The organism is Pseudomonas oleovorans subsp. oleovorans (assembly GCF_002197815.1).
GTDB lineage: Bacteria > Pseudomonadota > Gammaproteobacteria > Pseudomonadales > Pseudomonadaceae > Aquipseudomonas > Aquipseudomonas oleovorans.
In genome coordinates this window covers 15,614-28,091 of sequence record NZ_NIUB01000033.1, presented here as the reverse complement: position 1 = coordinate 28,091, position 12,478 = coordinate 15,614, and the positions used below count along the sequence as shown (strand labels likewise).

At 59.6% G+C, this 12,478-nt stretch carries 14 protein-coding genes and 1 pseudogene; 7 read left to right on the top strand and 8 right to left on the bottom strand.

Annotated features, from left to right (window positions below; genetic code table 11):
• Positions 1-2 precede the first annotated feature (2 nt).
• A complete protein-coding gene (locus tag PSOLE_RS17815) occupies positions 3-2,996 on the top strand; it encodes a Tn3 family transposase (RefSeq protein WP_003299771.1) in 2,994 nt (997 codons plus the stop codon).
• Positions 2,997-3,008: 12 nt separating this feature from the next.
• Here the strand turns inward: PSOLE_RS17815 and PSOLE_RS17810 are convergent, their stop codons facing one another.
• The 3 genes from PSOLE_RS17810 to PSOLE_RS17800 are packed head-to-tail and all read right to left on the bottom strand — an operon-like array spanning position 3,009 to position 3,867.
• Positions 3,009-3,221 (bottom strand): GDCCVxC domain-containing (seleno)protein, encoded by a 213-nt coding sequence (locus PSOLE_RS17810; protein WP_003089113.1) that lies wholly within the window; start codon positions 3,219-3,221, stop codon positions 3,009-3,011.
• A 7-nt stretch (positions 3,222-3,228) separates the two neighbouring features.
• Positions 3,229-3,504, bottom strand: coding sequence for a mercury resistance system periplasmic binding protein MerP (gene merP / locus PSOLE_RS17805; protein ID WP_003150552.1), 276 nt, complete (start codon positions 3,502-3,504; stop codon positions 3,229-3,231).
• A gap of 12 nt (positions 3,505-3,516) precedes the next feature.
• Positions 3,517-3,867: a mercuric transporter MerT family protein gene (locus PSOLE_RS17800; RefSeq protein ID WP_003089115.1), complete on the bottom strand. Its 351-nt coding sequence runs from the start codon at positions 3,865-3,867 to the stop codon at positions 3,517-3,519.
• Positions 3,868-3,941: 74 nt separating this feature from the next.
• Between PSOLE_RS17800 and merR the strand changes: the two genes are divergently transcribed.
• Positions 3,942-4,340, top strand: coding sequence for an Hg(II)-responsive transcriptional regulator (gene merR / locus PSOLE_RS17795; protein WP_003089120.1), 399 nt, complete (start codon positions 3,942-3,944; stop codon positions 4,338-4,340).
• Between the two features lie 313 nt (positions 4,341-4,653).
• On the opposite strand, the gene PSOLE_RS17790 is transcribed toward merR, so the two are convergent.
• Genes PSOLE_RS17790 through PSOLE_RS17780 form a run of 3 tightly spaced genes read right to left on the bottom strand, consistent with a single transcriptional unit; the run spans position 4,654 to position 5,946 of the window.
• On the bottom strand, positions 4,654-4,830 hold the full coding sequence (locus PSOLE_RS17790; protein WP_244597301.1) for a hypothetical protein: 177 nt from the start codon (positions 4,828-4,830) through the stop codon (positions 4,654-4,656).
• A gap of 4 nt (positions 4,831-4,834) precedes the next feature.
• Positions 4,835-5,515, bottom strand: coding sequence for a DsbA family protein (locus PSOLE_RS17785; RefSeq protein WP_074858845.1), 681 nt, complete (start codon positions 5,513-5,515; stop codon positions 4,835-4,837).
• Entirely contained in the window at positions 5,512-5,946 is a 435-nt protein-coding gene (locus tag PSOLE_RS17780) for a disulfide bond formation protein B (protein ID WP_011078038.1), read from the bottom strand. The genes PSOLE_RS17785 and PSOLE_RS17780 overlap by 4 nt, the downstream gene beginning before the upstream one ends.
• Positions 5,947-6,178: 232 nt before the next feature.
• On the opposite strand from PSOLE_RS17780, the gene PSOLE_RS17775 reads away from it, so the two are divergent.
• A complete protein-coding gene (locus PSOLE_RS17775; RefSeq protein WP_011078037.1) occupies positions 6,179-7,138 on the top strand; it encodes an efflux pump in 960 nt (319 codons plus the stop codon).
• 25 nt (positions 7,139-7,163) lie between these two features.
• On the opposite strand, the gene tnpC is transcribed toward PSOLE_RS17775, so the two are convergent.
• The gene (tnpC, locus tag PSOLE_RS17770) at positions 7,164-7,526 is read right to left on the bottom strand and encodes a Tn3 family transposase post-transcriptional regulator TnpC (protein WP_011078036.1); all 363 of its coding nucleotides are present in this window, start codon (positions 7,524-7,526) and stop codon (positions 7,164-7,166) included.
• Entirely contained in the window at positions 7,523-10,537 is a 3,015-nt protein-coding gene (locus PSOLE_RS17765) for a Tn3 family transposase (protein WP_011078035.1), read from the bottom strand. The genes tnpC and PSOLE_RS17765 overlap by 4 nt, the downstream gene beginning before the upstream one ends.
• Positions 10,538-10,671: 134 nt before the next feature.
• Between PSOLE_RS17765 and PSOLE_RS17760 the strand changes: the two are divergent.
• The 4 genes and pseudogenes from PSOLE_RS17760 to PSOLE_RS17750 form a co-directional block, all read left to right on the top strand.
• A pseudogene (locus PSOLE_RS17760) lies at positions 10,672-10,965 on the top strand (Tn3 family transposase); the annotation flags it as partial.
• Between the two features lie 282 nt (positions 10,966-11,247).
• On the top strand, positions 11,248-11,787 hold the full coding sequence (locus PSOLE_RS17755; protein WP_074858848.1) for a hypothetical protein: 540 nt from the start codon (positions 11,248-11,250) through the stop codon (positions 11,785-11,787).
• A gap of 15 nt (positions 11,788-11,802) precedes the next feature.
• Positions 11,803-12,135, top strand: coding sequence for a hypothetical protein (locus tag PSOLE_RS23865; protein ID WP_139204964.1), 333 nt, complete (start codon positions 11,803-11,805; stop codon positions 12,133-12,135).
• Between the two features lie 13 nt (positions 12,136-12,148).
• Positions 12,149-12,424 (top strand): ASCH domain-containing protein, encoded by a 276-nt coding sequence (locus PSOLE_RS17750; protein WP_074858850.1) that lies wholly within the window; start codon positions 12,149-12,151, stop codon positions 12,422-12,424.
• Positions 12,425-12,478 lie beyond the last annotated feature (54 nt).

Here is a 12,478-nt window from a genome sequence, read left to right as displayed (position 1 = left end):
CAATGCCGGTCGGTTTTCTGACTCAAGAGCAACGCGACGGTTTTGGCCGCTATGTTGATTCGCCCAGCCGTGAAGAGCTGGAACGTTACTTCCACCTGAGCGATGAAGACCGTGAAGCCATCCAGGTGCTGCGGGGTAACCATAACCGTCTGGGTTATGCCGTTCTGCTGACCACCGTCCGCTTCGTTGGCGTTCTGCCGGACAAGCCCGCCGCCGTGCCGGTGGAAGTCCTGCAGGTGCTTTGCCGACAACTGGCGATTCCAGACCCCGACTGCCTCCAGCGCTATAGCGATCATCGCCGCTGGATACATGCCACCGATATTCAGAACCGCTTTGGCTATCGTCATTTCACCGATCCGGGCATCGGCTTTCGCTTGAGCCGCTGGCTGTATGCCCTCTGCTGGACGGGCACCGACCGGCCGGGAGTGCTGTTTGAGCGAGCCACCTCGTGGCTGTTCACACAGAAAGTCCTCCTGCCTGGTGTGTCTCAACTAGAGCGCTTTATCGCCCAGTTGCGCAGTCGGGTCGAAGAACGCCTCTGGTTTACGCTGGGCCGCAGCGTGACTGAGGAACAGCGATTGCAACTGCAAGACTTGCTGACGGTGGCCGAAGGCAACCGCAGCTCCCGGCTGGATCAATTGCGCTCCGGCCCGGTCATGGTCAGTGGCCCCGCGTTGATTCGGGCACTGCGCCGGCTCGATGACGTGCGCGGCATCGGCATCACCTTGCCGGCGGCGGCGCACATCCCTCCCAGCCGTATCGCCGCCCTGGCCCGCTTCGCCAACACGGCCAAGGTCACCGCGATTAATCGGCTGCCGGCGTCGCGGCGGATGGCGACACTGGTGGCCTTCGCACTCTGCCTGGAGGCGACTGCGCACGACGACGCACTGGAAGTCCTGGAGGCCTTGCTGCGCGACCTGTTCAGCAACGCGGAGAAGGCCGACAAGAAAGCCCGCATGCGCAGCCTGAAAGACCTGGATCGGTCGGCCGCGACGCTCGCCGCCGCGTGCAAGGTCGTGCTGGACAGCTCGATCAGCGATGACAACGTGCGCGCCCGGCTGTTCAACGACCTGCCGAGGACCACCCTGGAAAAGGCCCTGGAAGAGGTCAACGCGCTGATCCGCCCGGTAGATGACGTCTATTTTCTTGCATTGGAAGCGCGCTACCGCAGCGTGCGCCGCTTCCTGCCCGACCTGCTCAAGCACATCCGCTTCGGCTTCAGCCCGGCCGGCAAGGGCGTGGCGGCTAGTCTGGAGTGGCTGCAACTGAACCTGCCGCGCCGGAAGCCAGAGGATGACGCGCCGCAGGAGATCGTGGCCAAGGCTTGGCAGAAGCACATCACCCGCGAAGATGGCTCCCTCGACATGGGTGCCTATGTGTTCTGCACGCTCGATGCGCTGCGCACGGCCCTGCGCCGCCGCGATGTCTTCGTCTCGCCCAGTTGGCGCTATGCCGACCCGCGCCTTGGCCTGCTCGACGGTGCCGAATGGCTGGCGGCGCGACCGATCATCTGCCGGTCACTGGGCCTGACCATCGACGCCAAAACCACCCTGGACGCCTTGTCCGTCGAGCTGGATGCAACCTGGCTGGCAGTAGCCGCGCGCCTGCCCGACAACCCGGCGATTCAACTGAGCGAGAACACCGAGGGCAAGACCGAACTGTCGCTCGGGGCGCTGGACAAGCTGGACGAGCCCTGCTCGTTGCTGCAACTGCGGGCGGCCGTGTCTGACCTGATGCCGCGTGTCGATCTGCCGGAAATCCTCTTGGAAATCGCCGCCCGCACTGGCTTTTCCGAGGCCTTCACCCATGTCTCCGAACGCAATGCACGCGCCGACAACCTGGTCACCAGCCTCTGCGCGGTGCTGTTGGGCGGGGCCTGCAACACCGGCCTGGAGCCCTTGATCCGCACCGACAACCCGGCGCTGCGCCGTGACCGGCTGTCCTGGGTCAGCCAGAATTATATCCGCGACGACACCCTGTCAGCGGCTAACGCCATCCTGGTCGGAGCGCAAAGCCAACTGGAACTGGCCCAAGTCTGGGGTGGCGGCGAGGTCGCCTCCGCCGATGGCATGCGCTTCGTCGTACCGGTGCGCACCGTGCATGCCGGCCCCAATCCGAAGTATTTCGGCACCGGCCGGGGTGTCACCTGGTACAACCTGATTTCCGACCAATTCTCCGGCCTCAACGCCATCACCGTGCCCGGCACGCTGCGCGACAGCCTGGTGTTGCTGGCGGTCGTGCTGGAACAGCAGACCGAGTTGCAGCCGACGCAAATCATGACCGACACCGGGGCCTACAGCGATGTGGTGTTCGGGCTCTTCCGCCTACTTGGCTACCACTTCAGTCCGCGGCTGGCCGATGTCGGCGGTACCCGCTTCTGGCGCACGCGCCCGGACGCGGACTACGGCAAGCTCAACGGGCTGGCCCGCCAGTCGGTCAAACTCGACCTGATCGCCGAGCACTGGGACGACCTGCTGCGCCTGGCCGGCTCGCTCAAACTCGGCCGGGTGCCGGCGACTGGCATCATGCGCACGCTGCAAACGGGAGATAGACCCACCCGGCTGGCCCAGGCGCTGGCCGAATTCGGGCGGATCGAAAAGACTCTGCACACGTTGACCTATATCGACGACGAGTCCAAGCGCCGCGCCACCCTGACCCAGTTGAACCGAGGCGAAGGCCGGCACAGCCTGGCCCGCGCCGTGTTCCACGGCAAACGCGGCGAGCTCCGCCAGCGCTACCGCGAAGGCCAGGAAGACCAGCTCGGTGCTCTGGGCCTGGTGGTGAACATCATCGTGCTGTGGAACACCCTCTACATGACGGCGGCCGTGGAACGGCTCAAGCAGCACGGCTATCCAGTGCTGGAAGAGGATTTGGCCCGGCTATCGCCGCTGATCTACGAGCACATCAACATGCTCGGGCGGTATTCCTTTGCGGTACCGGAAGAAGTTGCGCGCGGCGAGCTGCGGCCACTGCGTAATCCAGACGACGACCTGTGATCCCCCTAAACGCTATGAGCAACACCCAAGCTGCTGCTGGATCGGCGGGCACTTCACCGAGCCGAACGAACAGAAAACGCAGCAATCCCCTGGGTTGGGGCGCAGCAGCGCCTTGCAGTTGCTGCACTCGTAATAGAACTGGCAGGCGTCCGTGGGCATGGTTTCCGGCTTGGCGAAGCCGCAGCGCGGGCAAGTCAGCACGGACTCAAGGACAATGGCGCTCATCGTGACCTCACTTCTGCACTGTGGAGGGGTATCCCGCGTTCGCGGTCGCCTCAGTCAGTGCCTCGGGCTGGGCCTTATCGGGATCGTAGGTGACGGTCGCCGTCTTCTGGTCGAAATTGACCTGGACGTCACTCACGCCGGACACCTTCTCCAGCGACTTCTTGACCGTGATCGGACAGAGTCCGCACGTCATGTTCTGCACGTCGAGCGTGACGGTTTTCGGGGGAGCCGCCAGCGCCACGAAGGGCAAGGCGAAAAGCACGGCGATCAGCAGTTTGCGCATGGTTAATCTCCTTCAGTAGAACAGCGGGGCGAGCCACGGCACGGCCAATAGGCCGAGCAGCAGCACGCTGACGATCCAGAACACGAGTCGCTGTCGCACGAGCGTGCGCGGATCGGCGCAGGGTGTACCTGGCGTACAAACCTGTGGCACCAGGTAGAGCTTGCGGAATGCCAATCCCAGGAACAGTAGAGTCAACCCGATGAAGAGGGGGCGTAGTGGCTCCATCATGGTCAGAGCGCCCACCCACGTACCGCCGACACCGAGTGCCAACAGCACCAGTGGCCCGACACAGCACACCGACGCACCGATGGCGGTCAGCGAACTCGCGACCAGCGAGCCTTTCCCGGTGAGTTGCATCCCCATTCCCATCTCCTGAGCCTGATTGCCTAGGTGCTATTCTAAACTCCGTACCAAAGTACGGAATCAAGGAGAAAGTGATGGCCACAGAGCTGACCATTGGCAAGCTGGCAGACGCCGCCGGGGTGAACGTCGAGACGATCCGCTACTACCAGCGACGCGGGCTGCTGGATGAACCAGCCAAACCCTTGGGTGGCCATCGGCGCTATCCGGTGGACATGGTGAAGCGACTGCGTTTCATCAAGCGGGCTCAGGCGCTGGGTTTCACGCTCTCGGAAGTCGGTGGACTGCTGACGCTGGATGAGTCGTGCGCCTGTGCCGAAACGCGAGCACGGGCTGCACGCAAGCTCGCGTTGATCGAGCAGAAGATGGCCGACTTGGTCGTCATGCAGCAACTGTTAGGCGAACTGGTGCAGCAATGTGATGCGGGAGACGGCGGAACGATCTGCCCGATCATCGAGGCACTGATCAGAGAGTAATGCCTGGCGGGTGAGCTGGAGATCGGAAAGCCCCTTTACGGTGGGATTCAGAGCTTACGTTGGTTTTTGGTTCCATTGCTCCCCAAACCCCAGCCCCGCATGAAAGACCTCAAAGACGCTCTAGCCTACATTGCCGCCAGGGACAACCTGACCACCGAACGCCCCACGTAACCAGACACATAACCCCGAAAACCGAGCCAAGTCGCGCTCGATATCCCGAGTTCAAATCCAGTCAGGCGGTATTCCAAATGGTATTCCACCGACTTTATTAACCGGTGTTTTTGCTTATTTTTCAAATAGATATACAATCATTTCAGATTACCCCGGCGAAACACACGCCGAGCCCCAGGAACAGTACCGGCAAAGCGAAGGTCAGCCGCGCGGTCCATGCCAGTTCGATGCTCGGTAATCTGGGCCCCGACAAACCCATCAGCAGAGCGATCAGGCCAGCTACGAGCAGCGGTGGCACGCGGTTCTCCAGCGCGCTCATAGTGTCATTCCCGTGCCTTGGCCACTTCGCTGCTCACTAATCGGCGCAGCGGCTCCGGGCCGAACTCGCTGAGCGCTCGACCATTGACAAAAAAGGTCGGGGTGCCACGAATCCCAACGGCCTTGACGTCCTGCATGTCCGTTTCAAGCACGGCGTTGACGCTAGGCGTATGCATGTCCTGGCGGGCCTGCTCCAAGTTCAAACCGACGCGCTCGGCAGCAGCCCATGCCTGCGTGACTTTGGGGTCGTCGTGCCAACCGGGCTGGGCCTCCAGCACGGCCTCCAGCACTTTTTCATGAAGATTTTGCTTACGCGCCGCCTCCAGCATCCGTGATACCTCTTCGGAGCCCTGATGGAATAGCACATAGCGCAGCACCAAACGCACATCTTCCGGGTTCTCGGCGAGTATCTGCTTCACATAGGGATGGAATGCGCGGCATGCTTCGCAGGAAGGATCGAAGAATTCGACGATGGTCACTGGAGCCTGCGCCGGACCAAATACTGGTGAGTGGAAGCGAACCAGTTGGCCGCCGTTCTGTTTGGGTTGTGTCCCGGTCTCTTGGGCGGTCGAACCGGGAGCCTGGGCCTGTTGAGGCGACTGCGACGGGGAATAGAAGAATGCGGCGGCAGCAAACACGGCCAGGACCACGACACTGGTGATCAAGACCACGGAACGGCGATTCATGGGGTGGTTCTCCGACGGATAATAATGAGCAGGATGGCAATAATGATAAAAGCAAACAAGGCGAGTGCCGGCAGTGGCACGACGCCAAAGAGGGTCATCCCGGCGCCTGAGCAGGATGGACCGGTGGCCGTGCAGGGCTGGATCGGCTGTGGAATCAGCCCTGCATAGAGCAGCGTATGAACAAATGCCAGCGCCGCACCGATAACGGTCAGCGGTAGGGCATAACGCCAGACTGTGAAATCCGAGCGGTAGCAGGCGATGGCCAGGATCACCGTCAGCGGAAACATGAAGGCTCGCTGGAACCAGCACAGCACGCAGGGTGCCTGGCCCATCACCTCGCCAATGAACAGCGCGGACAAGGTCGATATCAGTGCGACCAGCCAGGTTAGCAGCAGGAGATTCCAGGTCATGCCTGAAGGTTGAGGATTCATCTCGGTTAGCTCCTGGCGGTGAAGAACACTTGCGTCAGACCCGCCATCCGGTTTTTTCGAAACACCATGCTTCCTCTTGTCGGCAATACTTGTTAGGAGCTTTGTAGACCTTCGCCCACCGCCACAAAGCGAAAAGCAACCAGGCAGCCCGCTGCGCAACCAGCCTCAACGCTGGGTTAAATCCGATGCCAGTGCGAGAATGTCGCCCTTGCGCAACAAGGGAAGATATCAGATGTCGCGGGACTGGCTGGAAGAACACCAGATAGCATTTTATTTCGCGGCGGTGGTGGCCGCTGCCATTGCAGGCCTGAGCTCTGCGCAATTCACCGGTGTGGCGGCCATGGCCATCACACCGGCTATTGCCGTGCTGATGTATGCCATGTTTCTGCAGATTCCTTTTTTGGAGCTGCGAGAAGCTTTTGCCAACCGCCGCTTCGTCGGTGCCTTGTTGCTGGCCAACTTCCTGTTGGTTCCATTAATGGTGTGGTTGGTGACGTGGCCGCTCTCATCGAACCAGGCCTTGTTGGTCGGCGCGCTGCTTGTCCTGCTGACGCCTTGTATCGATTACGTGGTGGTCTTCACCCACCTGGGCAAAGGGGACTCTCGTCTGGTGCTCGCGGCGACGCCATTGCTGCTGTTGCTCCAGCTTCTGCTGCTACCCCTCTACTTGCAGCTAATCCTTGGTTCCCAAGCAGGCACAGTGATCGAGCTGTGGCCCTTCGCAGAAGCCTTTCTGTTACTGATAGTCCTACCCTTGGTAGCGGCTGTGCTCACCGAATCTGGCGGGCGCCGATCTCTGCTGGTTCGCGCATGGAGCGCAGGTTGGGCCTGGCTGCCAGTACCTGCAATGGCCCTGGTTCTAATCGTGGTGGTGGGTTCGCAGATCGAGGCCGTCGTGTACCAACTCGACATCCTGGCGCCGTTGCTTCCGGTATACGGAGCGTTTCTACTACTCGCTCCCGCCCTCGGCGTACTCAGCTCCTGGCTATTTGGCTTGGAGGCATCTGCCGCACGGGCTGTGGCCTTTAGCTCAGGCACTCGCAACTCGCTTGTAGTGCTTCCCCTGGCCCTAGCGCTCCCGGAGTCCATTCGCGCGCTGGCCGCGGCGGCTGTGATCACTCAGACACTCGTAGAACTGATTGGTGAATTGATCTACTTACGGGCGATTCCAGCCATCGTCGGGAACAGGTGAGCCTGAGCGAAATCGGCGAGAGCGCTCATGCCTCGTGCTGTGGAGCAAGATTGATCAACGGCGCAATGATGAGCTGAGCAGTGCGAGCCCAGGAAACCAGCGCCTCAAGATCCGTCTGCAGAGATTCGGCTTCTGCCCAGATACAAGCACTCTCGGCAGGCACCGTAAGAGCGATGCTCTCAACCATCGTCAGAGCCATCGCATGCAATCTCAGCAGCTCGTCGCGAATGGCGGTGGTTCCACCCAGTTCCAACAAGCAGGCGTCCAATCGATCAACCAGCCGGAGCAGTTGAGAGGTGTCGAAGCCGTCGCGCAGGTTTTCCAACGCCACCGCATCGACTTCGCCGTACGGTGTAACGCGAAAGGATGCGGGAGGAACATTGATCATGTAGTTTTCTCGGTATCTAGCTGGCGAGGTGTGATCACCCGCAGCGAGCCGGCAGCTTGTTGGAACACCGAGTCCTTGATCCAGGGCTCCGGTGGCCGGTTGAGCTTGAGGCTGAACTCGCCGAAGCGCTTGACGTTGCTGGTTAGATAGGGACTGAGGAACGACACGTCCTCATCGGTGAACTGCCAGCCCTCGCGGGCCAGCTTCTGCAGGATGCGCATCATGTCCACAGTGTTCTGCAGGATCACGGACGAGGCCACCATGTCGTTGTAGCGCAGCCGCTTCTGCTGCTCATCCGGATCGTTTTCGGCAATCACATCACCGCCGAAGGACAACCACTTGGAGAATCCGTTGTAGGACTCGATCTTGTTGGTGTTCGCGGTGACTTCCTGGCGCAACTCGCGGCTGCCGATCCAGTTGAGCAGGAAGATCGTGCGGATCACGCTGCCCAGTGCCTGGGCCGCATGGTAGAGCTTGTTGCGCCGACTATAGGAGCCGAGTTTTCGCAGCAGCATAGGCGAGGAGATTTTGCCGGCCTGGATGGACAGCGCGACCTGCATCAGATCTTGCCAGTGAGTTTCGATCGAGTGCCAGTCGGCAGTGTCGGTGAACAGGCGGTTGATATGCTTGTACGACGCACCGCGATCCGGCCTGCACATCACCAGGTCACGCCAGTTGCGGATACGCGGCATCAGGTTGATGCCCAGCAGATGGGTGAAGGCAAAGACTGTCGCCGATTGCCCCTGAGTATCTGAATACACAGTGTCTGCCTCGACACTGAGATCAGCCTTTAGCAGCCCCTCAATTACGTAAATCGCCTCCCATATGCCAGGTGGGATGAAGTGCTGGAATACAGCGATGTAGTTGTTGGCCACGTGCCGATAGGCCACGGCACCCATCTTGCGGTAGCGGAAGTGATAGCCGGCCAGCAGGTTGTCATCATAGAAGTCGAACTGCGTGCCGTCCGCTGCGACCGCCTTGCCATCGCCCCAGAGCTTAGGCAGATCAAGCTGCAGATAGAGTTCCACCAGCTCGCGGTTAGCCTTGTCCAGCTTCTCCAATGCTAGGTGGCGGCGATTCGTATAGGACAGCATGTGTGGCGTGACGTTACCGGCCAGATGCCGCGCGGCCTGGTTGGGGCCGAGATTGCAGCCCATGGCGAAGATGGTCATCAGATAGCGCTCGGCAGGCTCTTTGAGCTTCGGCTCGTTACCGGACATGGGACCGAAATGCCGCGTGAACTGAATCCAGTGCTCGATGTTGGCCATGATGTCGAGCACGTGCCTGGCCGGCATGCGCTGCATAAGCGCCGTCTGTAGTGAGATGGCCGAAGGTGGGGTGTCTCGCGCCGTTACTCGGCGCAACACCGGTTCTCCGGCTTCGTTAATCGATACGTCCCCTCGGCAAGATGGGAATTTGTCGTCCAGTTGTTGCGCGGTTTCCTCCAGCTGAGTCTGGAGGGAGGCAACAAACTCCTTGGCCGTGCATGGCAGCCCGACCTTTTCGCAGTAGGCCGGTAGTCGCTGGAGACATTCCTCCCAGGGCAGCAACTGCTTGCGGTAGTCGGCGAAGGATTCCGACCCCTGTACACACATGTCACCCGATCGCAGCTCGCTGGCCAGGTAGGAGAATACACAAACTTCTAGATAGCGCCGGTTGGTCGGTGGCCCCTCACTGGCAGGACGGCGAACGACCTTGACCCAGCGCTCCGACGCAAACGACAAGTCGACGTGCTCGTCGATCCATTCGCGGTGTAGATTCTCGCTGTCCTGGATCAGTTGAAGAGCCTGAACCAGCGATCGATCCTGAGTCGTGGGCTCCAGTTGAAGAAGGTGGCTTAGACGGAACAATAACGAGCGATGGGACTTGAAGTGCTTCCAGATCAGCGGCAGGTAGTTATTACCGCCGGTAGCCTGTACTTCGGCGCAAGTCTCACGCAACCGATCCAGATTGCCACCGGGGGAGAGGTATTCCCGAATTAGACTGCCAGCCTCCTGGTCATCCGGTTCTTGAACCAGAATCTGCACCACGCCATCCAGGGTCGCCACCAACTGCTCCAGCTTCTGGCGTTGCCGCGCCTGGATTTGCTCCAACTCCTCCTTGGCGCGTTTATGGATCGTCGAAATCCGTCGGATGAACATCTCGGCCAAGTGATCCCGGGTCCGCACGCGCATGCGGTAGATTAAGGCCAACATCAGCGTGTAGCGCTTCGGCAGTAAGCAGTCCTTCAACTCGGCTACGTCCGACGCCGCGGCTTGGGCAGCGAAGTGACGGATCTTGGTGTCGACTATTCCTTCAAAAATGGCACCCAGATCCCCGAAGCTCTCTAGCCAAGCCAGATGATCGATCAGTACCTCCAAGTGCTTGCGAGATGGCTTCTTGGGCGCCTGCTTCAGCGCATTGAAGTCGCTCTGGCGTCGGCCGAAGTCAGTATCGAGCAGATCCTTTAGCTTGTGGATCACCTCGACTGGCGTTCTGGTTACTACAAGGTTGAATATTGCCTCTTGGGATTCGGCATGAATTCGCTCAGCAAGATCATTCAGGGTCGAGTACGCAGGGAGCTCATAATCCTGGCGGATCAGCTCTTCGATTACGGAGTTGATGATGTCGGCGCGCTGGTCAAGCACAAACGACATCGCTTTGGCATGCCGCTCGGCGAGCTCCATGGCATCGGAGCCGTAGAATGCCGTCACACCGAGGCGAGCTCGGATCGCGTTCATGTGGCGATATTGCTGGAACCACTTGTATTCCGCGAGTTTCACCTTGCTACGCTGACCCAACTCTCCGCGAATGAAGTCCACCAGTTGATTAGGTACGTCGGTGATATCAGGAAAATATCGGAGCACCTGAAAGGTCTTGAGGAGAACGGCGAGATTGAGGTGAAAGGGGGCCTTGGACTTGCTTCGTACCCACTTAATCTCATCATCTGAGAACGAAAAATCACGTTGCAGCTCAGCTTTTGAATACGCCTTTGGCAGAGTGGGATACGCCGTACGCTCTAATGAAGCCATAGGAACTCCTTTTCTGAGGAGTCAGAAAAGATAGTCCACGATCAGAGGCTGTGCGGTCTATTTGGTAAACTTTCTTGGCGTCAACACGTTACGAGCGAAGTGAGTGAATTTTCCCTTTATCTCGGCATGACCCCGTGTTCTTTAACCGCCTCGGCGAGATCAGGGATCGGAGCTTCGAGCAGCAGCGCTACCGGGCCAGCGGCCTGAACCTGGTGACGGCCGCCATTGTGTTGTGGAACACGGTGTACCTGGAGCGCGCCACTCAGGGGTTGGTCGAGGTCGGCAAGCCGGTGAACGGTGAGTTGCTGCAATACCTGTCGCCGCTGGGCTGGGAACACATCAACCTGACCGGCGATTACGTCTGGCGGCAGAGCCGCAGGCTGGAGGACGGGAAGTTCAGGCCGCTACGGTTGCCCGGAAAACCTTAGCGTACGATTTTTTCCGAATTCTGCGGGCTCCCCTACTGGGTTGGGCCGAAGTGTTCCGGGTTGGGTGGAGAGCAGCAGAGGCTCGCCGTTATTCTCGATGCGCACTGGTTCAGGTGAGCGCCCTGAGCGGAACCCGGTAGTCCTGCACGCGGAACTGGCAGAACGGATTGGCTGGCGTGGCAGGAGGCCCCTTCGCAGCGACAGCAAACGCCGGCAGGTGTCACCAGGGCGCTCACCTGAATCAGTTTCCCAACATCATCATCAGCACTACGGGGAATAGGCATGGGCTGGAAAGCACTCAAGGACGCCTACGGCATCACACACAACGTCTGCGTCACCAGCGTAGGCATCTGCATCGGCAGCGGTTATGTCCATGACCTTGTGGTCGTCGATCCGGTATCCGGCAGGGTCCGCGAGAACGAAGCCTTCGGGCGCATCCTCTCCCAGTATTACCCTGCGTTGGCTGAAGCTTCGCCGGCTGAAATTCTCGGCCAGGTCCAGGCAGAGGACACATTCGAAGCATCTATCCCTGTTTACACCTACGAAGGCGCCGAAATTATCGAGAAGCGCTGTGAAGTCCTTGGCTGGCCTAACACAACGCATGATGGCGACCTCATGTATGACAACAAGTACAGCGCTGATCGCGATGTGGTCATTGGCTGGGCAAAACGAAGTGCGATGCTCGAAGCGAAACACCTTGGAGAGGCAATTGAGCGCCTGCAAATACAGCTTTGTGATTTGCAGAATCGCCTGGCAAGTGCGCGTACTTGCCGAGTGCGGCTTGATGCCGAACACCCGGCAGTGCCTGCAACTGAATACTAATCTGGGATCGAATTTATGAAGCGGATCATTGTTCGCAGCTCAGTTGCTGCCATCGCGATTTTTGTTTGTGTCGTTGGATTCCAATTCTTCAACAACTCAGTCCAGTTGGCCCATGCAGGTGAGGCTGCCCTTGCTGCATGGGAGAAGAATCCCGAACAGAGTTCTGATGTTGCGCACTACCGAGCCGAATGCCTTTTAAAACCTGCAAATGACCCGGCGAACCCTGTCCCAGTTCGTCCTGAGTCATACCGGGAGTGCGCAGCTCGAATCGGCACCCTGGAGTTGGGGGCGGCAGTAGAGAAAGCCATGGCTGCCGTGCCTGTTCCGGCACCACTCAGCTGGTTCTGATAAGGGGGTGGCAATGGCGACGTTGACGCTTCCGCTCAAGAGCGAGTATTTCGAAGCAATCAAGCAGGGAGAGAAGCGAGAGGAATTCCGGCTTGTGACGCCCTACTGGCGAAAGCGGCTTGAGGGGAGGTGTTACGACTCCATCGAGCTGACTTGCGGCTACCCCAAACGGGATGACCTGAGCCGGAGACTAAAACGCCCATGGAAAGGCTACCGGATCACGACTTTGACGCATCCGCACTTCGGGGATGAGCCTGTTCAGGTGTACGCCATCAACGTTGAGCAATAACCCATCTACGCGTGATCTGGGCGTGGTGGCCAACTGACACAAAGTGCTTCGTGT

Coding starts and splice junctions, on each gene's coding strand:
- tnpC (WP_011078036.1), bottom strand. CDS start 7,526: ATGATCAATGTTCCTCCCGCATCCTTTCGCGTTACACCGTACGGCGAA.
- PSOLE_RS17800 (WP_003089115.1), bottom strand. CDS start 3,867: ATGGGGATGCAACTCACCGGGAAAGGCTCGCTGGTCGCGAGTTCGCTG.
- PSOLE_RS23865 (WP_139204964.1), top strand. CDS start 11,803: ATGAAGCGGATCATTGTTCGCAGCTCAGTTGCTGCCATCGCGATTTTT.
- PSOLE_RS17790 (WP_244597301.1), bottom strand. CDS start 4,830: ATGAGCGCGCTGGAGAACCGCGTGCCACCGCTGCTCGTAGCTGGCCTG.
- merR (WP_003089120.1), top strand. CDS start 3,942: ATGGCCACAGAGCTGACCATTGGCAAGCTGGCAGACGCCGCCGGGGTG.
- PSOLE_RS17785 (WP_074858845.1), bottom strand. CDS start 5,515: ATGAATCGCCGTTCCGTGGTCTTGATCACCAGTGTCGTGGTCCTGGCC.
- PSOLE_RS17755 (WP_074858848.1), top strand. CDS start 11,248: ATGGGCTGGAAAGCACTCAAGGACGCCTACGGCATCACACACAACGTC.
- PSOLE_RS17810 (WP_003089113.1), bottom strand. CDS start 3,221: ATGAGCGCCATTGTCCTTGAGTCCGTGCTGACTTGCCCGCGCTGCGGC.
- PSOLE_RS17815 (WP_003299771.1), top strand. CDS start 3: ATGCCGGTCGGTTTTCTGACTCAAGAGCAACGCGACGGTTTTGGCCGC.
- PSOLE_RS17775 (WP_011078037.1), top strand. CDS start 6,179: ATGTCGCGGGACTGGCTGGAAGAACACCAGATAGCATTTTATTTCGCG.
- merP (WP_003150552.1), bottom strand. CDS start 3,504: ATGCGCAAACTGCTGATCGCCGTGCTTTTCGCCTTGCCCTTCGTGGCG.
- PSOLE_RS17765 (WP_011078035.1), bottom strand. CDS start 10,537: ATGGCTTCATTAGAGCGTACGGCGTATCCCACTCTGCCAAAGGCGTAT.
- PSOLE_RS17750 (WP_074858850.1), top strand. CDS start 12,149: ATGGCGACGTTGACGCTTCCGCTCAAGAGCGAGTATTTCGAAGCAATC.
- PSOLE_RS17780 (WP_011078038.1), bottom strand. CDS start 5,946: ATGAATCCTCAACCTTCAGGCATGACCTGGAATCTCCTGCTGCTAACC.